This is a genomic window from Nocardioides sp. NBC_00163, from assembly GCF_045206295.1.
In the GTDB taxonomy this organism is placed as follows: domain Bacteria; phylum Actinomycetota; class Actinomycetes; order Propionibacteriales; family Nocardioidaceae; genus Nocardioides.
This window is the reverse complement of the sequence record NZ_CP108155.1, coordinates 1268084-1293039: the sequence shown is the minus strand read 5'-3', so window position 1 is coordinate 1293039 and position 24956 is coordinate 1268084. Positions and strand designations below refer to the sequence as shown.

Sequence of the window (24956 nt, the reverse complement as noted above, 5' to 3'; positions counted from 1 at the left end):
CGTCACCGGCCGAAGGAGAAGTGCATGACCATCGCAGCAAAGATCGACGGCAAGCGCGTCGCTGCTGATCTGAAGACCGCGCTCGCCGTGCGGGTGAAGGCACTGCACGAGGCCGGGATCGACCCCGGCCTCGGCACCATCCTCGTCGGCGACGACCCCGGCTCCCGCTCCTACGTCGCGGGCAAGCACCGCGACTGCGCCGAGGTGGGCATCGCGTCGATCCGGATCGAGCTCCCCGCCAGCGCATCACAGGCCGAGATCGAGGCAGCGGTGCAACAGCTCAACGACGATCCGACGTGCACCGGTTTCATCGTCCAGCTGCCCCTGCCGCCCCACGTCGACACCCATCGGGTCCTGCAGCTCATCGACCCGGACAAGGATGCCGACGGGCTCCATCCCACGAACCTCGGCAAGCTGGTGCTCGGCACTCCTGCTCCGCTGCCGTGCACACCGCGCGGGATCATCGAGCTCCTGAGGCAGCACGACGTACCGATCACCGGACAGCGGTTCTGTGTCATCGGCTGCGGTCTGACCGTCGGCCGGCCGCTCGGGCTCATGCTCACCCGCCCCACCGAGCACGCCACCGTCACGCTGTGCAACATCGAGACCCGTGACGTCGCCGCCCACGCCCGGGCCTCCGACGTCATCGTCGCGGCGGCGGGGGTGGCTCACCTGGTCAAACCCGACTGGGTCAGCCCCGGCGCCACGGTCCTGTCCGTCGGGATCACCCGCACCATCGAAGGCATCCTGGGCGATGTCGATCCGAACGTGGACGTCGTCGCGGGCAAGATGAGTGGTGCCACCGGCGGGGTCGGACCCATGACCCGCGCCATGCTCCTGACCAACATCGTCGAGATCGCCGAACAGCATCTGGCTGCCAGGGAGGCGATCGCCGGGGCGCTGACATGAGCGAGCGTCAGCGAGCGACCACAAGGCTCAGGCCGCCGCGCCCGTATGATGGCGCTTGCGCTACGGGCGTGGCGGCATGAGTGCCACGCAGCTGCTCACCGAGGCAGATCGGCGTTGTCAGGTGATGGGCATCATCAACGTCACCCCCGACTCGTTCTCCGACGGCGGCCGGTTCCTCGACGTCGACGCCGCCGTACGCCAGGGCCTCGACCTCATGCGCGAAGGCGCCGATCTCCTCGATGTCGGCGGCGAGTCCACCCGGCCCGGTGCCCAGCGGGTCAGCGCGGCCGAGGAGATCGCCCGCGTGATCCCGGTGGTCGAGGCGCTGGCCCGGGAGGGGTTGCCGGTCTCGGTCGACACCATGCGCGCCTCGGTCGCCCAGCGAGCCGTCGAGGCCGGTGCCGTCATCGTGAACGACGTCTCCGGCGGGCTCGCCGATCCCAGGATGCTGCCGTTCCTGGCCGAGGCGGAGGTCACCTGCGTCCTGATGCACTGGCGAGCCCACTCCACGCGCATGGACGACTTCTGCTTCTACGACTCCGTCGTCGACGACGTGTGTTCCGAGCTCCGCGGCCGGGTCGACGCCGCACTCGACGCCGGCGTACGTCCCGAGCGCATCATCCTCGACCCCGGTCTGGGGTTCGCGAAGACCAGTGCCCAGTCCTGGGAGCTGCTCGCGTCCCTCAGCACGCTGAGAGGCCTCGGCTTCCCGCTCCTCGTCGGAGCCTCCCGCAAGCGGTTCCTCACCGAGGTGGCGACGTACGGACGGCGTGACCCGGATGTCCCGACCGACCGGGACGAGGCGTCGGACGCCGTTGCCGCCATCGCTGCCGCGGAAGGCGCCTGGGGAGTGCGCGTGCACTCGGTGCCCGGTGCCGCTGCCGCCTCCAGGGTGGCCGCACGCCTGCGTGGGTCTGCGGTCGCAGCCGACGTCGTCGGTGCCCGGGCAGGGCGGCGATGAGTCGTCGCTCGGCCGCCGTGACCGTACGGAGGCTGCTGCTCGACGCCCGCTACGAGGTTCTGCCCACCGCGACGATCGAAGAGGTCGTCACCAGGTCTCTCCCCGCCGGTCGAACCGTCACGGTGACCGCCTCCCCGGCCAAGGGTCTCGAGCGAACCGTGGATCTCTCCATCCGGCTCGCCGGACACGGCTACGAGGTCGTACCCCATCTCGCCGCGCGCATGGTCTCGGACCGGGCCGAGCTCGCCGACATCGTCGGCCGCCTGAAGGTGGCCGGCATCGACAAGGTCTTCGTGCCCGCCGGCGACGCCGAGCGGCCCGGAGCGTTCCCCAGCGCGCTGGAGCTCCTCGAGGCGCTCGTCGATCTCGGCGACCCGTTCAGTCATGTCGGTGTCGCCGGCTATCCCGAGGACCATCCGACGATCATCCACGACCGCCTGGTCCAGGCGATGTGGGACAAGCGCCACCACGCCACCGAGATCGTCAGCAACCTCACCTTCGACCACCGGGCCCTTACCGACTGGGTACGCCGCGTGCGCGCCCGCGGGGTCACGACGCCGATCATCGTCGGGCTGCCCGGCCCGGTCGAGCGCGCCAAGCTCCTCACCATGGCCACCAAGATCGGGGTGGGGGAGTCGACGCGGTTCCTCGCCAAGAACAAGGGCATGTTCGCGCGCATCGCCGCGCCCGGGGGCTACTCGCCTGAGCGGTTCCTCACCCGTGCGGCTCCGGAGCTGGCCGAGCCGGAGGCCGCGATCGCCGGTCTGCATCTGTTCACGTTCAACCAGGTCGCCGAGACCGAGGCCTGGCGCCGCGACCTGCTGGCGCGCATGGGCGGAGGACCCCAGTGACCGGCACCGGCCTCGACCTCGATGTCGAGGAGGTGGAGCGGCGGCTCCTCGCCCGCTGGCCCGAGACCAGGATCGCCCCGTCCCTCGAGCGCATCCGGGCGGTGACGGACGCGCTCGGCCGGCCACAACGCGACTACCGGTCGATCCACATCACCGGAACCAACGGCAAGACGAGCACCGCGCGGATGGTGGAGGCGATCCTGCTCGAGCTGGGCTCGGCGGTCGGCCGGTTCACCAGCCCCCATCTCGCCGACCTCCGGGAACGGATCAGCATCGGCGGCCGGCCGATCCCGCAGGATGGCTTCGTCCGGGCTTACCGCGATGTCCTGCCCGCGGCCGAGGCCGTGGACCGCGAAAGTCCCACTCCGCTGTCGTTCTTCGAGATGACTGTCGCCATGGCATACCAGGCGTTCTCGACCGCCGCCATCGACGTGGCGGCGGTCGAGGTCGGCATGGGCGGCATGTGGGATGCGACCAACGTCATCGACGCTCCGGTCGCCGCGATCCTCCCCATCGGCCTCGACCATGTCGATCACCTGGGGCCGACGAGGCTCGACATCGCGGCCGAGAAGGCCGGGATCATCAAGCCGGGTTCGCTGGCCGTTTCGGCCCGGCAGACCCCGAATGTCGAGCAGCTCCTCCGAGCCCATGCCGACGCGCATCTCGCGAGGCTCATGGTCGAAGGCCGCCACTTCCGCCTGAGCGGCAGACGAGCGTTCGGCGATGGTCAGATCATCTCGGTCAACGGCCTCGCCGGTCACTATCCCGAGGTCCCGCTGTCACTTCACGGCCGCCACCAGGCGCACAACGCGGTGCTCGCCATCGCGAGCGTCGAAGCCCTCTTGGAGGACGTGATCCCGCTGGACGCACTGCGACGGGCGCTCGGCTCGGCCCGGTCGCCCGGGCGGCTGGAGGTGCTGCCCGGCACGCCCGCGGTGATCCTCGACGCAGCCCACAACCCCGATGGTGCCTGGGCACTGGCGGCCGGCCTGTCCGATCTGGGTCGCCGGCCGACGGTCGCCGTGGTCGCTGCGATGGGCGACAAGGACCTCGACGGCATGCTCGCCGAGCTCGAGCCCGTGGTGTCGACGATGATCTGCACCCGGAACAGCAGCCCGAGGTCGCTGTCGTCCCGCGACACCGCCGCTGCGGCGCGGGGGGTGCTCGGGGCGGATCGGGTCGTGGAGATCGACGACCTCGCCGACGCCCTCCTCGAGGCCACCAGAACGGCCTCGGCTCTCTCCGAGGAGGGTGGAGACCCGGCTCAGGTGCTGGTCACGGGCTCTGTCGTCACCGTGGGGGAAGCGCGCCGCCTGTTGGGTATGTGAGACGGCCCTGCCCCTGGCTGATGTGGCCAGGGGCAGGGCCGTCCGGCAGCCCGGTTGCGTCAGTGCACCATGCCGTGCGGGTCGATGACGTACTTGGTGGCCGCGCCCTGGTCGAATGCGGCGTAGCTCTCCGGCGCCTCGTCGAGGCTGATGGCCTTCGCGTTGACGGCGTCGGCGATGTGGGCCTTGTCGGCGAGGATCAGGTTCATCAGCTGGCGGTTGTACTGCTTGACCGGGCACTGGCCGGTCACGAAGGTGTGCGACTTCGCCCAGCCCAGGCCGAGCCGGACGCCGATCTGCCCCTGCTTGGCTGCATCGTCGACGGCACCGGGGTCGCCGGTGACGTACAGACCCGGGATGCCGAGGGAGGCACCGGCGCGCGCCACGTCCATGATGTCGTTGAGGACGGTTGCGGGCTGCTCGGCGGCGTCTCGGCCGTGACCGCGGGCCTCGAACCCGACCGCGTCGATCGCCGCATCCACGACGGGTTCCCCGACGATGTCCGCGATGATGTCCGCCAGGGCGTCGCCGGAGGACAGGTCCGCGGTCGCGCAGCCGAAGCTGGCGGCCTGCTCGAGCCGGTCCGCGTTCATGTCGCCGACGATGACCGTGGCGGCACCGAGCAGCTGGGCCGAGTACGCCGCGGCGAGCCCGACCGGGCCTGCGCCTGCCACATACACCGTCGACCCGGTGGTGACGCCGGCGGTGTAGGCACCGTGGTAGCCGGTCGGGAAGATGTCGGAGAGCATCGTCAGGTCGAGGATCTTCTCCAGGGCCTGGTCCCGGTCGGGGAACTTCAGCAGGTTGAAGTCGGCGAACGGGACCATGACGTACTCCGCCTGCCCACCGATCCAGCCACCCATGTCCACATAGCCGTACGCCGCGCCGGCCCGCGCCGGGTTCACGTTGAGGCAGATGCCGGTCTTGCCCTCGTTGCACATCCGACAACGACCGCACGCGATGTTGAACGGGACCGAGCAGATGTCGCCCACCTCGTGGAAGAGGACGTCGTCGCCGATCTCGACGATCTCGCCGGTGATCTCGTGGCCGAGCGTCTGACCCACGGCGGCGGTCGTCCGGCCGCGCACCATGTGCTGGTCGCTGCCGCAGATGTTGCTGGTCACGAGCTTGAGGATCACCGCGTGCGGCGCGGCGCGCTTGATGCCCAGGCCGCTCACAACGTCCTCGGGGAGCTCCAGCTTCGGGTACTCGATGGACTCGACGGCCACCTCGCCCGGCCCCTTGTAGACGACGACTCTGTTGTCTGCCATGGCGTCTCTTCTTCCTGCCCCGGATGGGGCGTCCGGCTTGCTCAGTTGCGGAGATGTTTCTCATAGCGAAACAAGAGCGCTATATGAAACAAACTAGACCGTCGACGGTGTCGGCATCAAGACCCTGTTTCGACCGATTTCAGGGCTTGAGCGGGGGTGTCTGATCGCTCGCCTCGCGGCTACCCGGCAGTAGGGGGCAAAGAGGCTGACCTGACAAGGAGGCATACTGTTTCAGCATGAGCAACACGAGCGAAACACGGAGCACGACCGTTCACTCAGTTGACCGAGCCATCTCCATCCTCCAGGTGCTCGCCCGTCGGGGGGCTGTCGGAGTCACGCCGATCTCCGAGGAATTGGGGGTGCACAAGTCGACGGTCTTCCGTTTGCTGGCCACCCTCGAGGCGCGCGGGCTCGTGGAGCAGAACGCGAGTCGGGGGCACTATCAGCTCGGCTATGGCGTCATCCAGCTGGCCGCCGGCGCGACCCGCAAGCACGACATCTCGGTCACGAGTCGCCCTATCTGCATGGCGCTGGCCGACGCGGTCGGCGAGACCGTCAACATCGTCATCAACGACGGCGAGGAGGCCATCACGATCGACCAGGTGATCGGGACTGCCGAGATCACGTCGGTGAACTGGGTCGGGCAGCGCAGCCCCCTGCACACCACTGCTTCCGGCAAGGTCTTCCTGGCGACGATGTCGCCGGAGGACCGTCGGGAGATTCTCGAAGGTGGGCTGGAGCGCTACACCGAGGAGACCGTGATCGAACCGGCCAAGCTCGAGGAGCAGCTCGCCGAGGTCAGGAAGCTGGGCTACGCCTACTCCGTCGACGAGCACGAGATCGGCCTCGCCGGGGTGGCTGCGCCGATCCGTTCCCTGGGTGGCGGGGTGATCGCCGCGGTGGTGGCCTCGGGCCCGTCGTTCCGCATCACGTCCGAGAAGGTGCCCGAGCTGGCCGAGCATGTGCTTGCCGCCGCCGCGGCCATCTCCGAGCGGAACGGCTTCCCCAAGGCCGAGTGATCCGCGCCTGCCGAGGCGACATATCGGCACCGTCGAAGTGGCCCGCATGCCTCGTGCATGCGGGCCACGTCGCGTACGTCGTGAAGCCCGTGTAAATCCTGCGGCGAATCCAGATCGACCCGTTGACAGCGTCTTCTTTGGCGCGGCAGAATCGTTTCACGCTACGCAGTAGTTGTGCAGAGTGAAACAACCGTCGTCTGGCGGACCGCCGTATCTGAACCCGGAATCTGCCCGGTTTGAGCGTGGGAGACATCAACGTGACGCGTATGAGCATCGAAAAGACGCCGGTGGAGCTGGCGTCCCTGGCGGACAGGCGAGCAACCGGCTACAGCCTGGAGGCGCCGTTCTACACCAGCTCGGAGATCTACGAGCAGGATCTCGACGTCATCTTCGGTCGGCACTGGATCTTCGCTGTCGCCGAGGCGGAGATCCCGGACCCGGGTGACTACGTCACCATCGATGTGGGCGCCCACTCCGTGATCGTCGTTCGTGACGACGACGAGAACGTTCGCGCCTTCAGGAACGTGTGCCGGCATCGTGGCTCACGACTGCTCGAGTCCGCGTGCGGCTCGATCGGCAACATCGTGTGTCCCTACCACCAGTGGACCTACCGGGTCGACGGCAGCCTCATCTACGCCGAGTCGCAGGCGGACACCTTCGAGTACGACAAGTTCGGGCTCAAGCCGGTGAACGTCCGAGCGGTCGGCGGTCTGGTCTTCCTCTGCCTGTCGGACGAGCCGCCGACCGACTTCGACGAGGTCAGCGAGTTCATCGAGCCCTACCTGAAGCCATACTCGCTCGCCTCGGCGAAGGTCGCCCACCAGACCGACATCGTCGAGGAGGGCAACTGGAAGCTGGTGATGGAGAACAACCGGGAATGCCACCACTGCGACGCCTCCCACCCGGAGCTGGTGACGGCGTACTTCCCGATCAGCCGCTACGAAGCCGCAGACGTGCCACCGCGCATGCAGTCGGTCTTCGAGCGCTATCAGGAGGCGCAGACGGAGCTGGAGAAGACCCGTGACGCGATCGGCTTCCCGCACGAGGAGCGCTGCGAGCTCGAGGGTCGTGCGACGGCGTTCCAGCTCTCGCACCTGCCGCTCGACGGCGCAGGGGCCTCGTTCGGTCCTGACGGGCAGCAGCTCTGCGCGAAGCTGATGGGCTCCATCGAGGACCCCAGGTTCGGAGACCTGTCGCTGCACATGCAGCCCAACTCGTGGTTCCACTTCCTCGGTGACCACGCCGTCGTCTTCTCGGTGATCCCGCTGGCGGTCGACCGGACGCTGGTCCGGACGACCTGGTTGGTGAACCCGGAGGCTGTCGAAGGGGTCGACTACTCGGTCGAGTCGCTCACCTCCGTCTGGCGTGCCACCAACGACCAGGACCGCGCCCTGGTCGAGGGCACGCAGCGAGGAGTGGCGGACCCGGGCTACGTACCTGGTCCGTACTCCGTGGTCGAGGGTGAAGTCGACGCCTTCGTCACCTGGTACGTCCAACGCATCCAAGCCAGTGCCTAGCCGGAGCTCGGGAGGAAACATGACCATCATGGAGACCGATATCCCCAAGGTGTCGGAGCCCAACTCGTTCGGTCTGCAGAACGGCCGCCCGGCGCCCGTGCGCAGCCGGAGGATGCTGGAGCCCTGCTGGGCCGAGAGCGACGTGATGGACCTGGTGTGCAGCCAGGTTCTGGCAGTCACCCATGACGTGAAGACCTTCGTCTTCACGACCCCCGAGCGACGTCCCTTCGACTTCGAGGCGGGCCAGTTCATCACCATCCGGGTCGAGATCGACGGCGAGCTGATGACCCGTTGCTACACGATCGCCTCGCCGCCGACCAGGCCCGACCGGCTGGCCATCACGGTCAAGCGGGTCCCCGACGGTGTGGTCTCGAACTGGCTCCACGACAACCTCGAGCCCGGGGCCTGGATCTCGATGCACGCCCCGGCGGGTGCGTTCGTCCTGCCGGAGGAGGACGCGCCGAAGTACCTCTTCCTCTCGGCCGGCAGCGGCATCACCCCCGTGCTGTCGATGGCGAGGACGCTGTACGACCTCGGCTCCGAGGCGGACATCCTCTTCGTGCACAGTGCGCGTACGCCGGCCGACATCATCTACCGCGGCGAGCTCGAGGCGATGGCACGCCTGATGCCCAACCTGCGAGTGGTGGAGATCTGCGAGGGCGATGCCCCCACCGAGCGCTGGATGGGACTGCAGGGACGCATCTCCAAGCCTGTCCTCGAGATCCTGGCCCCTGACCTCAACGAGCGTGAGACGTTCATCTGCGGTCCGGCGGGCTACATGGCGGCGGCGAAGTCGCTGCTCGAAGAGCTCGGCTACGACATGGAGAAGTACCACGAGGAGAGCTTCGACTTCGGCGCTCCCGCGGTCCCTGCTCCGGCGACGGCACCGCCCGTCGAGCAGGATTCCGAGGAGGAGGCCGGAGCGGGGTTCTCGGTCGAGTTCGCGCGCAGCGGCCGGATGATCACCTGTGGCCCGGACGAGACGATCCTGGCGGCCGCGGTGGCGGCCGGCATGCGGCCGATGGCGGCCTGCGGTCAGGGCATGTGCGGGACCTGCAAGGTGTCGATGCTCTCCGGGGAGGTCGACATGCAGCACAACGGCGGCATCCGACCCAAGGAGATCGCCAACCAGAAGGTACTGATCTGCTGCTCGAAGCCTCTGGGGGACATCCAGCTGGACTGCTGAAGCGGAGCCCGAAGCAATCAATCCTGCTGAGGCGTCAGAGAACCTGGCGGATCTCGCGCTCGAAGCTGCCGATGTGCTCGAGGGTGAGCTTCTCGGCGCGGTCGGCATCACCGTCTGCGACCGCGTTGAGGAGCTGTGCCTGCTCGAGGACGTGGTGGGCCAGGTCGGGCAGGCGATCGATCACCATCCACCAGATCCTGATGGCGAGGTTGTCGTACCTGATCAGGATGTCCTCGAGGTGGGCATTGCCGCTCGACTGGTAGATCAGGCCGTGCGCTGCCTTGTCGACGCGCATCAGGGACGCGCGATCTCCGTCGCCCAGCTTGCCCTTGCCGATCTGGGCCGCGAGGTCGCGCATCTGCTCACGTTGCTGTGTCGTCGCGCGTTCCGCGGCCGCGCGCGCGGCGTACGGGGCGAGCTGGCGCCGGATCTCGGCGATCGCGCTGAGCTCGGTCGCGTCGATGGTCGTGGCGAAGGTGCCGCGGCGCGGAAAGGAGTGGACCAGATGGTCGGCCTCGAGCCGCTTGATCGCTTCCCGGACAGGAGTACGCCCCATGCCGATCGCTTCTGCGATCTGGCCGTCGTTGATCGGCGCCCCCGGGCGGATGTCGAGCATCACCAGGCGCTCGCGGATGTAGCGGTAGGCCTGATCGGCGAGCGAGGTGGCGGGGGGATTCGCCGTTGCCGCCAGAATCTCGTCAACTGTCATTGAGTTCTTGCCCCACTTGTCGGCTCCGGCTCGGTGGCGTCAGATCTTCTGCCGCTTTTACCATCTTAGTCTGATACATCAGTTACATCGCAACGGCGTGCCGCGGTGATCCCGCCTCCGGTGCCGAGCTCCGACCGGGTCTCGGCTCTGCCTCTGGATGCCCCGGTGGAGCTCGAGGTCGTCGTCGAGATCGACCCTTGCCTAGTGTGATGCATCACGGATAAGGTAACTGGTATATCAGCGTCTGACCGCGTAGCGCCCCACTGTCGTGCCGCCACCCGGAGCCTCTCTGGCACCGACAGATGCTGCTCATCCCAAGAGCTCTTGATCGGAGTGCGTCATGAGATCCTCTGCACGTCGCGGAGACCTGTCCCCGGTAGCGCCGCGCCACAGATCCGTCGGCCAGAACGGAAGCCCGACCCATCCGGCCCTCGACTGTCCTCCTGAGGAGCCCGCCAAGGATGCCGGTGGCCTCGATCGCGTCGTCTTCGGGGTGACCGCGGTCATCGCGATCGGCTTCCTGGTCTGGGGTTTCGTCAGCACGGAGTCGCTGGCCTCGGTCTCAGGGAAGTCGTTGTCCTGGGTGATGGCCAACCTGGGCTGGCTCTTCGTCACCGCGGCATCGACCTTCGTCGGCTTCGTACTGTGGCTCGCCTTCGGCAAGTTCGGGAACATCCCGCTCGGCAGGGACGGCGAGGAACCCGAGTTCCGTACGGTCTCGTGGATCACGATGATGTTCAGCGCCGGAATGGGGATCGGCCTGATCTTCTACGGCGTCAGCGAGCCGGTCAGCCACTTCGTCGCACCTCCGCCGGGCGCTGTCGGCGATGGTCAGTCCGAGAAGATCCAGACGGCCATGGCCACCACCCTCTTCCACTGGGGAATCCACCCCTGGGCGATCTATGCCCTGGTGGGGCTGGCGATCGCCTACAGCGTCTTCCGCAAGGGCCGCGGTCTGCTCATCAGCTCGGTGTTCGAGCCCATTCTCGGGCGTCACGCCCATGGCGCCGGCGGCAAGGTCATCGACATGCTCGCGATCTTCGCGACCCTCTTCGGGTCGGCCGCGTCGCTGGGCCTGGGCGCCCTCCAGATCCGCAGCGGCCTGGAGATCGTCGGCGGGCTCGGCACGACGGGCAACGGGATCCTGGTCGCCATCATCGCCGTGCTCACGGTCGGGTTCGTCTTCTCCGCCGTCTCCGGCGTCGCCAAGGGCATCCAGTGGCTCTCGAACATCAACATGGTGCTCGCCGTCGGACTGGCCCTGTTCGTCTTCGTCGCCGGTCCGACCGTGTTCATCCTCAGCCTGGTCCCGACAACTGTCGGAAGCTACTTCCAAGAGGTTGCGATGATGTCGGCGCGAACCTCGGCCGAAGGGTCTGCGACCGCCACCTGGTTGTCCGGCTGGACGGTCTTCTACTGGGCCTGGTGGCTCTCGTGGACGCCGTTCGTCGGAATGTTCATCGCGCGGATCTCGCGGGGCCGCACCATTCGCCAGTTCGTGACGGGCGTGCTCCTCGTCCCGTCGCTGGTCAGCCTGGCCTGGTTCGCGATCTTCGGAGGGGCGGCTCTCGACCTGCAGCTGGGTGGCGTGGACATCGCCGGCGCGGGCGGCGTCGAGACCCAGCTGTTCACGACCCTCGAGTCGTTCCCGTTCGCGACGGTGGCAAGCGTCGTGGTCATGATCCTGGTCGCGCTCTTCTTCATCTCGGGAGCCGACGCCGCATCGATCGTCATGGCCACGCTCTCCGAGCGCGGATCCATCGAACCGAGCAGGCCGACGGTGATCTTCTGGGGTGTCGCCACGGGCGCGGTCGCTGCCGTGATGCTGCTGGTCGGCGGTTCCGACGCGTTGAGCGGACTGCAGACCATCACCATCGTCGCGGCGGTCCCGTTCGTCGTCGTCATGGTCGGGCTGTGCGTATCGCTGGTGAAGGACCTTCGGGAGGACCCACTCGTGGTGCGTGCCCAGTACGCCTCCAAAGCCGTCGAGCAGGCCGTTGTCTACGGGGTCTCGGAGCACGGTGACGACTTCGTCATCCGGGTCTCCCGTGATCCCGATGCGCCTGCCGACGAATCGGCCGATGAGGTGGCCGATGAATTGGCCGATGACGAGGAGGCCGAGCTGCCCAGGTCGGCCAGCTAGCTCGAGTCGCGAAGGGAACGGGTGTGGTGAAGCGAGACGCGGACGGCGCGTACTCCGAGGAAGAGCCGGTGGAGGCACTCAGTGTCACCGAGCCGAAGACCTGGGCCGCCGGCATACCGGCGGTGCGGAAGGCGATCGAGTATTCGCTGACGCAGACATCGGTGCGGCGTACGGCGTTGACACTGTTGAACCTCAACCAGGCCGACGGGATGGACTGCCCGGGGTGTGCGTGGCCCGAGCCGGGTCACCGGCACCGGAACGAGTACTGCGAGAACGGTGCGAAGCACATCGCCGACGAGGCGACGTCGCGCCGGGTGACGCGCGAGTTCTTCGCGCGTCACCCGGTCTCGGAGCTGGACGGGAAGTCGGACCACTGGCTCAACCAGCAGGGCCGGCTGACGGAGCCGATGGTCAAGCGGCCAGGTGCGACGCACTATGAGCCGATCACCTGGGAGGACGCGTTCCACACCATCGCTCAGGAGCTCAACTGCCTGGACTCTCCCGACGAGGCGATGTTCTACGTCTCCGGGCGGCTCAACAACGAGGCCGCGTTCCTGCTCCAGCTCTTCGCCCGCGCGTACGGCACCAACAACCTGCCTGACTGCTCGAACATGTGTCATGAGTCGAGCGGTTCGGCGCTCAGCGAGACGCTGGGGATCGGCAAGGGCAGCGTCCAGCTCGACGACATCTACAACGCGGACCTGGTGTTCGTGGTCGGCCAGAACCCGGGCACGAACCATCCGCGGATGCTCTCTGCGCTGGAGGAGACCAAACAGCGGGGCGGCAAGGTGATCGCGGTCAACACCCTTCCCGAGGCGGGACTGATGCGGTTCAAGAACCCGCAGAAGGCCCGCGGAGTGGTGGGCCGGGGCACCCAGATCGCGGATCAGTTCCTGCAGATCCGCCCCGGCGGCGACCTCGCGCTGTTCCAGATGCTCAACCGTCGCCTGCTCGAGACGGACCGGGCCGAGGGTGGCGGAGTGCTGGACTGGGAGTACATCGCGGAGTACACGACCGGGTTCTACGCCTTCGCCGAGCACGCCCGCACGATCACCTGGGAGGCTGCGCTCGAGGCGACCGGCCTGACCCGCGAGGAGATCGAGGCGGTCCACGAGCAGGTGCTGGCCAGTCGTTCGGTCATCGTCTGCTGGGCGATGGGGCTGACCCAGCACAAGCACGGCGTGCCGACGATCCGCGAGGTGGTCAACTTCCTCATGCTGCGGGGCAACATCGGCAAGCCCGGGGCCGGGGTCTGCCCGGTCCGCGGTCACTCCAACGTGCAGGGCGACCGGACGATGGGGATCTGGGAGAAGATGCCCGGCTCCTTCCTCGACGCACTGGGTGCCGAGTTCAGGTTCGACCCACCGCGCAGGCACGGGTACGACTCGGTGGACGGCGTCCGGGCGATGCGGGACGGGAAGGCGAAGGTCTTCGCCGGCGTCGCCGGCAACTTCGTCCGGGCGATCTCGGACAGCGACGTCGCCGAGGCCGCGTTGAGGAACTGCCGCTTGACGGTCCAGGTCTCCACCAAGCTGAATCGCTCGCACACGGTGGTCGGGGAGACCGCGCTGATCCTGCCCACTCTGGGCCGCAGCGACATCGACGTCCAGTCCAGTGGTGAGCAGTTCGTCACCGTCGAGGACTCGATGAGCTCCGTGCACGCCACCCGCGGCAAGCTCCAGCCTGCCTCGGAGCATCTCCTCAGCGAGGTCGCGATCATCTCGCGCCTGGCACACGCCACGATCGGCGGCCGGTACGGCATCCGCTGGGCGGACTTCGAGGCGGACTACGGCCGGATCCGCGATCGGATCGCACGGGTGGTGCCGGGGTTCGAGGACTTCAACGAGCGGATCAAGGATCCGACCGGGTTCGTTCTCCCGAACCCGGTCAACTCCGGTGTCTATCGCACGCCCAGCGGCAAGGCCGTCTTCACCCGCAACGATCTGACGTGGTTGCAGGCCCCGCCGGGCCATCTGATCCTGCAGACGCTGCGCTCGCACGATCAGTGGAACACCATCCCGTACGCCATGGACGACCGTTACCGCGGCATCCACAACGCCCGCCGCATCGTGATGGTCAACCCGGCCGACATCGCCGAGCTGGGTCTGGCCGACGGTGACCGCGTCGACATCGTCGGGGCCTGGGAGGACGGTGTCGAGCGCCGCGCCCCGGGGTTCACTCTGGTCGCCTATCCGGCGAGCCGGGGTTCGGCGGCTGCGTACTATCCGGAGACCAACGTGCTCGTGCCGCTCGACAGCGTCGCCGAGGGCAGCAACACCCCGACCTCGAAGGGCGTCGTGGTGCGCTTGGAGGTCGCCGCATCGGCAGAGGGGGCGAACCGCCTACGGTAGGAGGTGGGCGTCGTCGCGAACGCCGCGGCGAAGTTCTGCCGGAACGTCACGGCGCTGCTGAACCCGCACGCCTCGGCGATGCGGGTGATGGGCCAGGTCGTGGTCTCGAGGAGGCGGCGCGCTTCGTCGAGGCGACGGGTCAGGACCCAGCGCGCAGGGGTGGTGCCGGTGACCTCGGCGAAGCGGCGGGTGAAGTTGCGTCGGCTCATCCGGGCGTGGGCTGCCAGGTCGTCAACGTGGAGTCGTTCGTCGAGGTGGGCGAGTGCCCAGTCGATCGTCGGTCCGAGGTCGCCCACGCCTCCTGACTCGGGCATCGGACGGTCGACGTACTGGGCCTGGTCGCCCTCGCGGTGGGGCGCGACCACGAGGTGGCGGGCCACGGTGGCCGCCGCGGTGGAGCCGAGGTGGCTGCGTACGATCGACAGGCAGGCGTCGATGGCCGATGCCGTGCCGGCTGAGGTGAGTACGTCGCCGTGGTCGCGGTAGAGCGCTGCCGGAATGACGGTGACGGCCGGCCGCCGGCGGGCGAGCTCGTCGACCGCGCCCCAGTGGGTGACGGCATCTCGCCCGTCGAGCACCCCGCTGTCGACGACGGGGAACGCGCCCAGGCACAGGCCCGCGACGCGACTGCCCCGTGCCTGCGCGGCGCGGATCCTGCCGGTCAGGGCGGCGTCGGCCGGCCGGAGGTCGCTCGGCCACGACGGCAGGACCACGAGATCCGCGTCCTCGACGACATCGGGGCCCGCGACGTCGTCGATTCGAAGTCCGTCGGCCGTTCGTACGCCGCGCCCGTCCTCGGTCCACACCACCGGGTCCCAGCCGTCGGCCAGGCCCAGGCGGCCGACCTCGCCGAAGACCATCAAGGGTGCGGAGAGGTGGAACATGGTGATGCCGTCGAAGGCGTGTACGGCGATGCGCATGCTGGCCCGATCTCATCGTAAGTCGTCATTTGTGCCACTCACGGTAGCGCTTCACAGCGGACAGAGTGAAGGGGAACGCCAACGCCACCCCGAACAGAGGAATCCAGTCATGACCACGCCCCGCCGCGCCCTGATCGTCGTCGACGTCCAGCAGGAGTACTTCGACGGGATCCTGCAGATCCAGTCCCCGGACCGCGAGCAGGCGCTCGCCAACATCGCGGAAGCACTCGACGTCGCCGATCGCGAGGGCCTTCCCGTGGTCGTCGTCCGGCACGAGCTGCCCGAGGGCTCTCCGGTCTTCGCTGTCGGAAGCCACAGCTGGACCCTGCACCCCGAGATCGAGCGGCGCGTCAAGCCGTCCTGGAAGCGCGTGACCAAGGACAGGAGCAGCGTCTTCGCGGGCACCGACGTCGCCGCGTGGCTGGCCGAGCAGGGCGTCGACACCATCACCATCGTCGGCTTCATGACCAACAACTGCGACATCGCCACGGCGGTGAGCGCCGAGGAGCTCGGCCTGGCCGCCGAGATCCTCTCCGACGCGAGCGGCGCCATCCACCTGGCCAACGAGGCCGGCAAGGTCTCGGCCGACCAGCTCCACCAGACCCTGCTCGTCCTGCTGCACTCCAACTTCGCCGCGGTCGCCACCACCGCGGCCTGGACGGAAGCGGTCACTGCTCAGAAGCCGCTCGCCAAGAGCGACCTCGGCACGTCCGCCACGCAGGGGCGCGCGGCCTTCGCCGGCTGAGGGCTCGCGGGAGGACGTGCCGTCGCGGAGTCACGGTGTCCTCTCGGCTGACGTGGGCGTGGCCGAAGTCGGCAGGGTGTGCGTGTGTGCCGCGGCCGCAGCGCCCGCGTCGGCCAAGGTGCCCTGGGCGACCCGGTGACGCCCCATGATCACGGCCATCGCGACGCCGACGAGACTGAACACCGCCATCACCCAGGACGCGGCGCCAAGGCCGGAGGACAGGGCATCGGCACTGGACTGGCCCTCAGCGGTCTGGCTGGCGATGACGTTGCCATAGATCGTCGCAGCCAGGGCAGTGGCCACGGCCGCGCCGACGTAGCGTGCCATGTTGGAGACACCCGAGGCCGCCCCGACCTGGGCCGCCGAGACGCACGCCGTCGAGGCCGACGTCGCGGGCCCGTTCGACAGGCCCATCCCGACCGCCGCCGCGACGAGCGGCAGCACGAACGCGCCGTACCCCCACGAACCCTCTACGAAGCCGATCCAGCCGAAGCCGATCGCCGTGATCGCAAAGCCGGCTCCGACCACTGGGCGACCGCCGAACCGTGCCGCAACACGTGGCACCAGGGGAGCGACCGCGACGAGGCCGACGGTGGCCGGAAGGGTCGCCAGGCCTGCTTGCAGCGAGCTGAGCCCGAGCGTGCTCGGGTCTTGGAAGTAGAGGCTCACCAGGTACATCAGCGCGTTGATGGTGCCGGCGCCGATGAGGATGGCGATCGTGGACGCGACCAGGACCCTGTTGCGAAGCAGGGCCAGGTCGAGCATGGGGACGGCGACCCGCTTCTCCACCGCGACGAAGGCGAATCCCGACACCACGGCCACTGCCAGGCACCCGAGCGTGGCCAACGACGTCCACCCCCAGTCACTGCCCTCACTGAGCGCCAGGATGATCGGGGTGAGGGTGGCCGCGACCAGCACGCTGCCAGCGACGTCGATCGAACGCGGCCGGTCCTCGTCGCGGGACTCGGTCACCATGCGTGCGGTCATCGCCATGCACACCGCCGCGACGCCGGCGTCGAGCCAGAACAGTCCCTGCCAGCTCGTCAGCTCGACCAGGACACCGCCGAGCAGCGGCCCGGCCGCAGCACCCACGCCTGCCGCCGCGCCCCAGAGCGAGACCGCCCGCAGCTTGCCTTCTTCAGGTGTGCCGACCGTCAGCAGGCTGAGGCCACAGGCCAGGATCGTCGCTCCGGATGCGCCCTGGATGCACCGCCCGGCGATGACGGCTGCACCCGAGTCGGAGATGGCGATCAGTACGCACGAAGCGATGAACAGCAGCAGGCCGAGCTGGAAGATGCGCTTCCTGCCGAACACGTCGCCGAGCGAGCCGGAGGTCACGATGGTCGCGGCACCCACCAGCGAGTAGCCCGTGACGGCCCATTGCAGCGTGGTGACATCCATGCCGGTATCTGCGCTGATGGCGGGGAGCAGGATGCTCACCGCCGACGTGTTGGCGTTGACCACCAGAGTCGACAGACAGGTGACGACGAGGACGCCACCTGCTCGGTTAGCCACCTCGGTGCTGCTCATCGGAACCCCTCACCTTCGTCAGGACGACTGCGGGACGCCATGCGTCAACCACAGGAACCACGGTGGCCGCCTCGGTGGGCCGTGTCCTCCCCCAGGAGGGATGATCCCGACCCGCCCCGCTCACAGACCTGACTCGGCGGGCGGCTTGTCCTCGCCTGGGTCGGGTACCGCGAGCAGATGACCGAGATGAACCAGGACGTCGACGTCGACCTGCTCGCCGCCGACAGCGGCGAAGGCGGCCCTGCCTGACGTACGAACCTCGTGGTCATCCCCGGGCGGGATCGACGCGTGCCATGACCGGGGTGGCGAGGACTCGAACCAACCGACTCGCGGAGCATGCGAGGTCGCGTCGGGGGTTACCGGTCGAGTCATGAGTGAAGAGCAGCTTCAGCCGGAGGACACCCTCGACGACCGCGGTGTCGACGATGTCCTGGACGAGGGCTATTCGCCGCCCGAGCGGCCGCGGGGTGTCACCGCGAAGGGTGTGACGCCGCGGGAGGAGATCGAGGGGGAGACCATCGACGAACGGCGTGCTCAGGAGGAGCCGGAGGTCTGGGAGGAGGCCGAGGCGGAGGCTGACGCAGACATCTTGGACGGCCCGGTGACCGGCGAGGTGGGCGAGGCACGCGCCGGTCGGCTCACCAGTCCCGACGAGGGCGTGCGTGAGGACGACGAGGGAAAGCTCATCGGACACGACGAAGGCATCGACGGTGCCGGCGCCTCCGCTGAGGAAGCGGCCGTGCACATCGTCGACGAGCCTCCCGACTGAGGCTGAGTCCGCGCCTTCAGGGGTACCGGTGAGGGGCCGGATCCCTTTCAGTGCAGAGGAGAGCTGCCGTGTCCGAAGACGTGACCGACCTGATCATGCAGGACCACCGTGAGGTGGAGAGCCTGTTCGAGAAGCTTCAGCGAGAACCGGACGTACGAGCCGGGCTGACCCCGATCTTGGTGACGCTCCTGGCCGCGCACAGCCGCGCCGAGGAGGCCGAGGTCTATCCGGTCGCCCGGGACGAGGCGGGTGAGGCCGAGGACGTCGCGCACAGCCAGGAGGAGCACCTGCTGGCGGACCGCCTCCTCGCCGAGCTCAGCGAGTGTGACCCCTACTCGGCGGAGTACGGCGACAAGCTGGCGGAGGTGGTCGAGGCGGTCTCCCATCACGTCGAGGAGGAGGAGAGCACCGTGCTGCCGGGCATTCGCGACCGTCTCGACGACGCCCGTCGCGCTGAGCTGGGCAAGGCCTTCCTGAAGAGCCGGCAGGAGCACCTCGGCGACATGCCTCAGGACATCACCCGTGACGAGCTACGCCGCCAGGCCGCCAACGCCGATATCCCCGTCGGGGACAAGGGCAAGGAGGACCTGCGGCGTACGCTCGATCAGCACGCCGATAGCTGACGCTCGGCCGCGGGAGCGGTCAGCTCCCCGACATGATGAGGCAGGTCGCGATCGCGTGACCGATGACGCGGCCTGTCTTGTCGGTTATCTCGGCTTCGGCCGTCGCGGCGCGGCGTCCGATGGTCACGACGCGGCCCTCGCAGGTGAGGGTGCCGCTGTCGAGCGTGGCCGCGCGGGTGAACTTGATGGTCAGGTCGAGCGAGGTGTAGCCGGTGCCCGCCTTCAGCTTGGTGTGGACGGCACACCCGAGAGCCGAGTCGGCGAGGGTCGCCAGGATGCCGCCGTGCACGGTGCCGATCGGGTTGTAGTGCCATTCCTCGGGCGTGAGCTCGAAGACGGCCCGGCCGTCGCTGACCTCGACCAGGGCCATGCCGAGGGTCGCGTTGATCGGGGGCGGTGGGAGCTCGCTGTCTCCCAGCTGCTTGAAGAAGTCGAGCCCGTCGAGCTCCCGGGCGGCGGTGGCGAAGACCTGTGGGTCGGCCCATGAGTAGGTGCGTTCGCGCACCGCTCGGGACTGCTCGGAGGTCGTGTTCTGGGTCGTGTCCTGGGTCATGGAGGCTCAGATCCGCTCGATGATCGTGGCGTTCGCCAGACCGCCGGCCTCGCACATGACCTGCAGTCCGTAGCGGCCGCCGGTCTGCTCGAGGTTGTTCAGCAACGTGGTCATCAGCCGGGCGCCGGACCCGCCCAGCGGGTGCCCGATGGCGATGGCGCCGCCGTTGATGTTGACCTTGACGAGGTCGGCACCGGTCTCCTTCTGCCAGGCGAGCACGACGGAGGCGAATGCCTCGTTGACCTCGAAGGCGTCGATGTCGTCGATGGAGAGTCCGGCGCGGGCCAGCACCTTCTGGGTCGCGGGGATGATGCCGGTGAGCATGAAGATCGGGTCGTCACCGGCGACCGCGAAGGAGTGGACCCGCGCCCTCGGGGTCAGACCGAGGCGTGCGGCGGCCTCCTCGGAGGCGACCAGGAGCGCGGCGGAGCCGTCGTTGATCGGGGAGCTGTTGCCGGCCGTGACTCGCCAGTCGATGTCGGGGAACCTGGCCACGGAGTCCTCGTCCTTGAAGGCCAGTCGAAGGCCCGCGAGCGACTCGGCCGTGGAGGAGGGCCGGATCGTCTCGTCGACGCGCAGGTCGTTCACGTAGGTGACCTGCGAGTCGAAGTGCCCGTCCTTCCACGCCGCCGCGGCCCGCTGGTGCGACTCTGCCGCGAACTCGTCCAGCTCGGTGCGGGAGAGGTCCCACTTGTTGGCGATCAGCTCGGCCGAGATGCCCTGGAGGACCAGGCCGCCGTCGTAGCGGGCGTTCACCTTGCTGCCGTAGAAGTCTTTGCCCGCGAACTGCGACCCCATCGGGACGCGGCTCATCGACTCCACGCCGGAGGCGATGGCCACGTCGTAAGCGCCGGCGATCACGCCCTGTGCGGCGAAGTGGAGCGCCTGCTGCGAGCTGCCGCACTGCCGGTCGACCGTGACGCCGGGGACCGACTCCGGGAATCCGGCGCCGAGCAGGGCCCAGCGGGCGGTGTTGCCCGACTGTTCGCCGACCTGTCCGACCGCGCCGCTGATCACGTCGTCGACGACGGCCGGGTCGATGCCGGTGCGTTCGACGAGCGCGGCGAGCGTGTGCGCATGGAGGTCGACGGCGTGGATCTCGGAGTAGGCGCCGCCGGGTTTGCCCTTGGCTACGGGCGTACGGACGGCGTCGACGATGAAGGCGTTCGGCATGGTTGGTCCTCTTTCTCGTTCAAGTGGTGGTGTGCGAGTCGGGTCGGAACAGCGAACGTGTTGGAGCGTGGCTCAGCGGGGCGCGACCATCAGCGGTTGCGCGACCTTGGCGAAGGTGCCGTGCTCGTCGGCCATGTCGCCCTGGGCCAGGCCGATACCGTCCGGGCCGATGGTGCTGCGGGCGTCGAGCAGCATCCACTCGCTCGTGGGCGGTCGCTCGATGGTGACGGTCACGGTCGGCGGGATGAAGTACCACGAGCTCATCGGCAGTGAGCCGGACAGGCCGTTGGTGGAGTCGGCCAGGGTGAGGAGGCGCTGCACGGGGGAGGCCTGCTCACCGGCGACCAGCGGGACGCGCAGCCGCGCCCATACCGCCGCCGGACCGGGTTCGTAACCCCCGCTGATGAACCGCCAGTCGATGGCGCGGCCGTAGCCCCAGTCGGGGCTGACTCCGTCGAAGAAGCGCTCGGAGGAGGCCGCCGGGATGGCGGGTACCTTCTCCTCACGCCAGTGAGCGCGGGTCGACCCGGGCGTGGCCCGGATCAGCCAGGCGCTCGCCTTGACGGCGAGCCGGTCACCGGCCCACAGCGAGGCCTCGATGAGCTCGACGCGACGGCCCGGCCGGATCACGTGCGCCTCGACGCGCATGGTTCCCTGAGGAATGCCGCCGAGCATGTCGGCGGTGAACCGGGCGATGGACAGGGCCGGGTCGGAGCGTACGGACTCGATCGCCCGGGCCAGCAGGGCAGCGGGAGGGCCGCCGTGCTGCAACGACTGGTCCCAGGGGCTGGCAGTCGCCGGGGTCGACTCGTACGTTCCGTCCTCGTCGGTCGGCAGGTAGAAGGCGTCGAAATCGAGGGTCATCAGCGTCTCCTGTGCGTGGTTCAGCGGGCCAGCTGCGGGTAGAGCGCCTCGATCGGCTGCGCGAGACCGGCCTTGACGTCGGCACTGATCTGGTCGGCGATGATCTCGTACGCGTCATCCTCGAGGCCGTCGTAGGCACTGCGGACCACGTCGGCGGGATCGTTCTTCGGGTCGGTGATGCCGACTGTCATCGGGGTGTCGGTGTAGCCCAGGTGCAGCGAGGCGACATGGATGCCGTCGCCCGCCAGCGCGAGGCGCTGGGTGTTGGTTGCCGACCACAGCGCTGCCTTGGTGGCGCTGTAGACGTCGCCGACGCCGTACCAGCTCAGCACCGAGAGCACGTTGAGCACGACACCCTTGCTGGCGCGCAGCGACGGCAGGAAGGCGTTGGTGACGTCGAGCGCGCCCCAGAAGTTGGTCTCGAAGAGGTCGCGAGCCGCGCCCAGATCACCGGTCACGCTGGCGCCGTTGGAGGCGCCGGCGTTGTTGATGACGACAGTGACGTCTCCGGCCGCCGCAGCCGCCTCGGCGACCGAGTCGTGGTCGGTCACGTCGAGCCTCAGCGGCACGATCCGCGGGTCGTTCCACTCGCGGGGCCTGCGGGCCGCGGCGTACACCTTGGCGGCGCCGCGCTCGAGCGCCTGGTTGACGAAGTGGGTGCCGAGTCCGCCGTTCGCTCCGGTCACCAGGACGACCGCGTTCGCGAGAGTGGGCATGTGGTTCTCCTGTTCGAGGGCGCGGGCGCCGCTCCGGTTGAGTTGGTTTTTCCAACGTACTCGGGTTGGTTTGGTTTTCCAACTCGATTAGGATCGAACCATGATGACGCAGGTACGTGAGTGCTCGGTGGCGCGGACGCTCGAGCTCGTCGGCTCCAAATGGACCCTGCTCGTCGTTCGCGAGCTGTTTCTCGGGAGTCGCCGGTTCGAGGAGATCGCCCGGTTCACGGGAGGGCCGCGCGACATCCTCACCGATCGGCTACGCAGGCTCGAGGCCCACGGGCTGGTGACTCGGGTCCAGTACGAGCAACGCCCGCCGAGGTTCGAATACCACCTGACCGATCTCGGGCGATCGCTCGCGCCGATCATCGAGACGATGCGCGAGTTCGGCGACCGTCATCTGGCAGGCGAGGATGGCCCGCCGGCCAGGTTCGAGCACTCCTGTGGCTCGGAGTTTCACCCCGTGCTGGCCTGCAAGGCCTGCGGGGAGGTCGTCCGCCGCGGCGAGGTCCAGATCGCAGACGCCGCGAACTGATTCGGCCGCGCGGTGCGGCCGGGGCTCAGCCGACCGGCGGCCCGGCAACGAGCGCGACCACGGTCAGCGCGGCGACGCTCGCGAGGCCGGCGGCCAGGCCGCGTACCGGGTTGCGGAGGAGCCAGGACAGCGGACGCTCGAGCGGGCGGGTGGGGGATTCGTCGATCAGTCGCCACGTCGGGGCGAGCAGGCCGCGGCGCTCGGCGTAGCGCTCGAACCAGAGGGTGAGGAACGGCGGGATCGAGGAGGCGAGTCCGGCGACGAGGCGGCCGAAGGACCAGCGCTGGTCGACCGCGATCGCGACGGTGGTCACGCAGTAGGTGATGAACACGATCCCGTGCAGCATCCCGAAGATGCTGACTCCCAGCTCGGTCGTCTCGGTGACGTATTTCAGGAACATGCCGCTGAGCAGCCCGGCCCAGGTCACCGCCTCGGCGGTGGCGACGATCCGGTAGACACGGGACGGAGAGCTCAGGAGTGCGGACACGCGGAGAAGTTTATTCGCACCCGTGTACTTGTATGAATCGGGCGGCTATGGGTACCGGTCTCAGCATGACGACCGACAAGCTGCACTACACGATCCCGGGCCTCGACGAGGATGCTGCGCGGACGACCATCGGCCTGCTCCAGTCGCGCCTCCATGCCACCAACGACCTCCAGCTCACCCTCAAGCACGTTCACTGGAACGTGGTCGGACCGCACTTCATCGCGGTCCACCAGATGATCGACCCGCAGGTCGACGCCGTACGCGCGATGGCCGATGCCCTCGCCGAGCGCATCGCGACCCTGGGCGGTGCCCCGCGAGGCACCCCGGGCGCACTGGTCGAGGAGCGGGAGTGGAACGACTACAGCATCGGACGAGCCACCACTCAGGAGCACCTCGCCGCGCTCGACGTCACCTATCAGGGCGTGATCGGCTCCTACCGTGAGGCGATCAAGACCCTCGACGACATCGACCTGGTGACCCAGGACATCCTGATCGGCCAGACCGAGCAGCTCGAGCTCTTCCACTGGTTCGTCCGCGCCCACTTGGAGGACCAGGGCGGTCAGCTGCAGACCAGCGGTGAGGCCACGGAGGCGGGAGCGGCACGAGCCGCCCACGACTGAGGGGTCTCCCATGCGGTGGTGGTTCACGGCGTCGGCGCTGCTGCTCCCGATGGTCCTCACCGGATGCGGCTCGGGACAGGACGAGGCGGTGCGTGACAGCGCCGCCGCCTTCCAAGACGCGGTCGCCGCCAAGGACTGGGGCGCGGCATGCGCGCTGCTGGCTCCGGAGACTCGATCCGAGCTGGAGTCCGCCGCCAAGTTGCCCTGCGACGGCGCGCTGGCCGAGGAGGACCTCCGCGCTCCGGGCGCTCCCGACGGCGTGGACGTCTTCGGGACGATGGCCGAGGTGCGCTACCAGGGCGAGACCGTGTTCCTGACCCGGTTCGCCGACGGCTGGCGGTTGCACGCGGCCGGCTGTACGCCGCAACCGCCCAAGCCCTATGACTGCGCTCTGCACGGAGGGTGACATGCGAGTCATGTACGTCGCCTACCTGGCGGTCATCGGCATCGGACTGCTCTACACGTTCGTCCTCGCACTGAGGCACGGGTGAGGAGCCCCGATGCGCCGGTTCCTCAGGGAGAACTCACTGAGCCTCGCTTTCGGGGCGCTCTTCCTGGCCAGCCTCGTCGGCCAGGCGTTCGCCGGCTGGCATCAGCTGAACGACGAGCTGTTCGCCGACGGTCTCGACCAGATCACGCTCGGCGGCTATCTCACCTCGGCGAGCTTCGCCGTGGACGTGACGGAGAACTGGCAGAGCGAGTATCTCCAGTTCCTGCTCTACGTCATGTTGACCGTCTGGTTGGTGCAACGGGGCTCCCCAGAGTCCAAGCCACTCAAGGACGCCGGTCAGGAGTCCGACGAGGTGCAGAAGGTCGGAGCGTACGCCCGTCCCGACTCGCCCAAGCTGGCCCGGGCCGGCGGCCTGCGGACGATGTTCTACTCCCGCTCCCTGGGCATCGTCATGGGCTCCATCTTCCTGATGTCCTGGCTGGTCCAGTCGGTGGCGGGGTGGGCGACGTACAACGAGTCCAGGCTGCGCCAGCTCCGCGACCCGATCCCGTGGGTCTCCTATCTGACGAACTCGGACTTCTGGGCGCGCACCCTCCAGAACTGGCAGTCGGAGTTCCTGGCGGTCGGCTCCATGGCCGTCCTCTCGATCTACCTCAGACAACGCGGATCCCCGGAGAGCAAGCCGGTGGGGGCGTCCCACGAGGCCACCGGGATCGAGGGCTGAC

The 24956-nt window shown here is 68.5% G+C and carries 25 protein-coding genes and 1 pseudogene; 16 read left to right on the top strand and 10 right to left on the bottom strand.

Annotation, left to right across the window (positions count from 1 at the left end; genetic code table 11):
• Positions 1 to 24 precede the first annotated feature (24 nt).
• From OG801_RS06190 to OG801_RS06175, 4 genes are all read left to right on the top strand, one after another.
• Positions 25 to 909 carry a bifunctional methylenetetrahydrofolate dehydrogenase/methenyltetrahydrofolate cyclohydrolase gene (locus tag OG801_RS06190; protein ID WP_406034506.1) on the top strand — a complete coding sequence of 295 codons (885 nt, stop codon included), beginning with the start codon at positions 25 to 27 and terminating at the stop codon, positions 907 to 909.
• A 76-nt stretch (positions 910 to 985) separates the two neighbouring features.
• On the top strand, positions 986 to 1870 hold the full coding sequence (folP, locus tag OG801_RS06185) for a dihydropteroate synthase (protein ID WP_406034504.1): 885 nt from the start codon (positions 986 to 988) through the stop codon (positions 1868 to 1870).
• Positions 1867 to 2721, top strand: a complete 855-nt coding sequence (locus OG801_RS06180; protein WP_406034502.1) for a methylenetetrahydrofolate reductase — start codon at positions 1867 to 1869, stop codon at positions 2719 to 2721. The genes folP and OG801_RS06180 overlap by 4 nt, the downstream gene beginning before the upstream one ends.
• A complete protein-coding gene (locus OG801_RS06175) occupies positions 2718 to 4049 on the top strand; it encodes a bifunctional folylpolyglutamate synthase/dihydrofolate synthase (RefSeq protein WP_406034500.1) in 1332 nt (443 codons plus the stop codon). Before OG801_RS06180 ends, OG801_RS06175 begins: the two co-directional genes overlap by 4 nt.
• Before the next feature lie 59 nt (positions 4050 to 4108).
• Here OG801_RS06175 and fdhA read toward each other — a convergent pair whose 3' ends face one another.
• Entirely contained in the window at positions 4109 to 5320 is a 1212-nt protein-coding gene (fdhA, locus tag OG801_RS06170; RefSeq protein WP_355020479.1) for a formaldehyde dehydrogenase, glutathione-independent, read from the bottom strand.
• A 236-nt stretch (positions 5321 to 5556) separates the two neighbouring features.
• On the opposite strand from fdhA, the gene OG801_RS06165 reads away from it, so the two are divergent.
• The 3 genes from OG801_RS06165 to OG801_RS06155 all read left to right on the top strand — a co-directional run bounded on the left by OG801_RS06165 (position 5557) and on the right by OG801_RS06155 (position 9042).
• Positions 5557 to 6339 carry an IclR family transcriptional regulator gene (locus OG801_RS06165; protein WP_355020480.1) on the top strand — a complete coding sequence of 261 codons (783 nt, stop codon included), beginning with the start codon at positions 5557 to 5559 and terminating at the stop codon, positions 6337 to 6339.
• A gap of 266 nt (positions 6340 to 6605) precedes the next feature.
• The gene (locus OG801_RS06160; protein ID WP_406034498.1) at positions 6606 to 7856 is read left to right on the top strand and encodes an SRPBCC family protein; all 1251 of its coding nucleotides are present in this window, start codon (positions 6606 to 6608) and stop codon (positions 7854 to 7856) included.
• Positions 7857 to 7875: 19 nt separating this feature from the next.
• A complete protein-coding gene (locus OG801_RS06155; RefSeq protein WP_406034496.1) occupies positions 7876 to 9042 on the top strand; it encodes an FAD-binding oxidoreductase in 1167 nt (388 codons plus the stop codon).
• Positions 9043 to 9076: 34 nt separating this feature from the next.
• On the opposite strand, the gene OG801_RS06150 is transcribed toward OG801_RS06155, so the two are convergent.
• The gene (locus tag OG801_RS06150; RefSeq protein ID WP_355020483.1) at positions 9077 to 9751 is read right to left on the bottom strand and encodes a GntR family transcriptional regulator; all 675 of its coding nucleotides are present in this window, start codon (positions 9749 to 9751) and stop codon (positions 9077 to 9079) included.
• A gap of 340 nt (positions 9752 to 10091) precedes the next feature.
• Between OG801_RS06150 and OG801_RS06145 the strand changes: the two genes are divergently transcribed.
• Together OG801_RS06145 and OG801_RS06140 are read left to right on the top strand one after the other, a co-directional pair.
• Complete coding sequence (locus OG801_RS06145; protein WP_406034494.1) at positions 10092 to 11894, top strand: BCCT family transporter; 1803 nt, start codon at positions 10092 to 10094, stop codon at positions 11892 to 11894.
• A 26-nt stretch (positions 11895 to 11920) separates the two neighbouring features.
• On the top strand, positions 11921 to 14245 hold the full coding sequence (locus OG801_RS06140) for an FdhF/YdeP family oxidoreductase (RefSeq protein WP_406034492.1): 2325 nt from the start codon (positions 11921 to 11923) through the stop codon (positions 14243 to 14245).
• Positions 14246 to 14292: 47 nt separating this feature from the next.
• On the opposite strand, the pseudogene OG801_RS06135 reads toward OG801_RS06140, so the two are convergent.
• Positions 14293 to 15105, bottom strand: a pseudogene (locus OG801_RS06135) (GlxA family transcriptional regulator); the annotation flags it as partial.
• Positions 15106 to 15274: 169 nt separating this feature from the next.
• Between OG801_RS06135 and OG801_RS06130 the strand changes: the two are divergent.
• Positions 15275 to 15910: an isochorismatase family protein gene (locus OG801_RS06130; protein ID WP_406034490.1), complete on the top strand. Its 636-nt coding sequence runs from the start codon at positions 15275 to 15277 to the stop codon at positions 15908 to 15910.
• Positions 15911 to 15940: 30 nt separating this feature from the next.
• On the opposite strand, the gene OG801_RS06125 is transcribed toward OG801_RS06130, so the two are convergent.
• Both OG801_RS06125 and OG801_RS06120 read right to left on the bottom strand, forming a co-directional pair.
• A complete protein-coding gene (locus OG801_RS06125; RefSeq protein WP_406034489.1) occupies positions 15941 to 17440 on the bottom strand; it encodes an MFS transporter in 1500 nt (499 codons plus the stop codon).
• A gap of 120 nt (positions 17441 to 17560) precedes the next feature.
• Entirely contained in the window at positions 17561 to 17812 is a 252-nt protein-coding gene (locus OG801_RS06120; RefSeq protein WP_406034488.1) for a hypothetical protein, read from the bottom strand.
• Between OG801_RS06120 and OG801_RS06115 the strand changes: the two genes are divergently transcribed.
• Together OG801_RS06115 and OG801_RS06110 are read left to right on the top strand one after the other, a co-directional pair.
• Entirely contained in the window at positions 17811 to 18209 is a 399-nt protein-coding gene (locus OG801_RS06115; RefSeq protein ID WP_355230437.1) for a DUF5709 domain-containing protein, read from the top strand. The genes OG801_RS06120 and OG801_RS06115 overlap by 2 nt on opposite strands.
• Positions 18210 to 18277: 68 nt before the next feature.
• A complete protein-coding gene (locus OG801_RS06110; protein WP_406028720.1) occupies positions 18278 to 18832 on the top strand; it encodes a hemerythrin domain-containing protein in 555 nt (184 codons plus the stop codon).
• Positions 18833 to 18851: 19 nt separating this feature from the next.
• Here the strand turns inward: OG801_RS06110 and OG801_RS06105 are convergent, their stop codons facing one another.
• The 4 genes from OG801_RS06105 to OG801_RS06090 all read right to left on the bottom strand — a co-directional run bounded on the left by OG801_RS06105 (position 18852) and on the right by OG801_RS06090 (position 22138).
• Positions 18852 to 19385, bottom strand: a complete 534-nt coding sequence (locus OG801_RS06105) for a PaaI family thioesterase (protein ID WP_406034486.1) — start codon at positions 19383 to 19385, stop codon at positions 18852 to 18854.
• A 6-nt stretch (positions 19386 to 19391) separates the two neighbouring features.
• Entirely contained in the window at positions 19392 to 20558 is a 1167-nt protein-coding gene (locus OG801_RS06100; RefSeq protein WP_406034484.1) for an acetyl-CoA C-acyltransferase, read from the bottom strand.
• A gap of 72 nt (positions 20559 to 20630) precedes the next feature.
• Positions 20631 to 21422, bottom strand: coding sequence for a thioesterase family protein (locus OG801_RS06095; RefSeq protein ID WP_406034482.1), 792 nt, complete (start codon positions 21420 to 21422; stop codon positions 20631 to 20633).
• Positions 21423 to 21442: 20 nt separating this feature from the next.
• Positions 21443 to 22138, bottom strand: a complete 696-nt coding sequence (locus OG801_RS06090; protein WP_406034480.1) for an SDR family oxidoreductase — start codon at positions 22136 to 22138, stop codon at positions 21443 to 21445.
• Positions 22139 to 22238: 100 nt separating this feature from the next.
• Here OG801_RS06090 and OG801_RS06085 point away from each other — a divergent pair, with 100 nt between their 5' ends.
• Entirely contained in the window at positions 22239 to 22673 is a 435-nt protein-coding gene (locus OG801_RS06085; protein ID WP_406034478.1) for a winged helix-turn-helix transcriptional regulator, read from the top strand.
• 25 nt (positions 22674 to 22698) lie between these two features.
• Here the strand turns inward: OG801_RS06085 and OG801_RS06080 are convergent, their stop codons facing one another.
• Entirely contained in the window at positions 22699 to 23160 is a 462-nt protein-coding gene (locus tag OG801_RS06080) for a DUF3817 domain-containing protein (RefSeq protein ID WP_406034476.1), read from the bottom strand.
• A 65-nt stretch (positions 23161 to 23225) separates the two neighbouring features.
• Between OG801_RS06080 and OG801_RS06075 the strand changes: the two genes are divergently transcribed.
• The 3 genes from OG801_RS06075 to OG801_RS06065 all read left to right on the top strand — a co-directional run bounded on the left by OG801_RS06075 (position 23226) and on the right by OG801_RS06065 (position 24955).
• Positions 23226 to 23780, top strand: a complete 555-nt coding sequence (locus OG801_RS06075) for a DNA starvation/stationary phase protection protein (protein ID WP_141805601.1) — start codon at positions 23226 to 23228, stop codon at positions 23778 to 23780.
• Positions 23781 to 23790: 10 nt separating this feature from the next.
• Positions 23791 to 24186 carry a hypothetical protein gene (locus tag OG801_RS06070; RefSeq protein WP_355020497.1) on the top strand — a complete coding sequence of 132 codons (396 nt, stop codon included), beginning with the start codon at positions 23791 to 23793 and terminating at the stop codon, positions 24184 to 24186.
• Positions 24187 to 24280: 94 nt separating this feature from the next.
• Positions 24281 to 24955, top strand: a complete 675-nt coding sequence (locus OG801_RS06065) for a DUF6766 family protein (protein WP_406034473.1) — start codon at positions 24281 to 24283, stop codon at positions 24953 to 24955.
• The last annotated feature ends 1 nt before the right edge of the window (position 24956 follow it).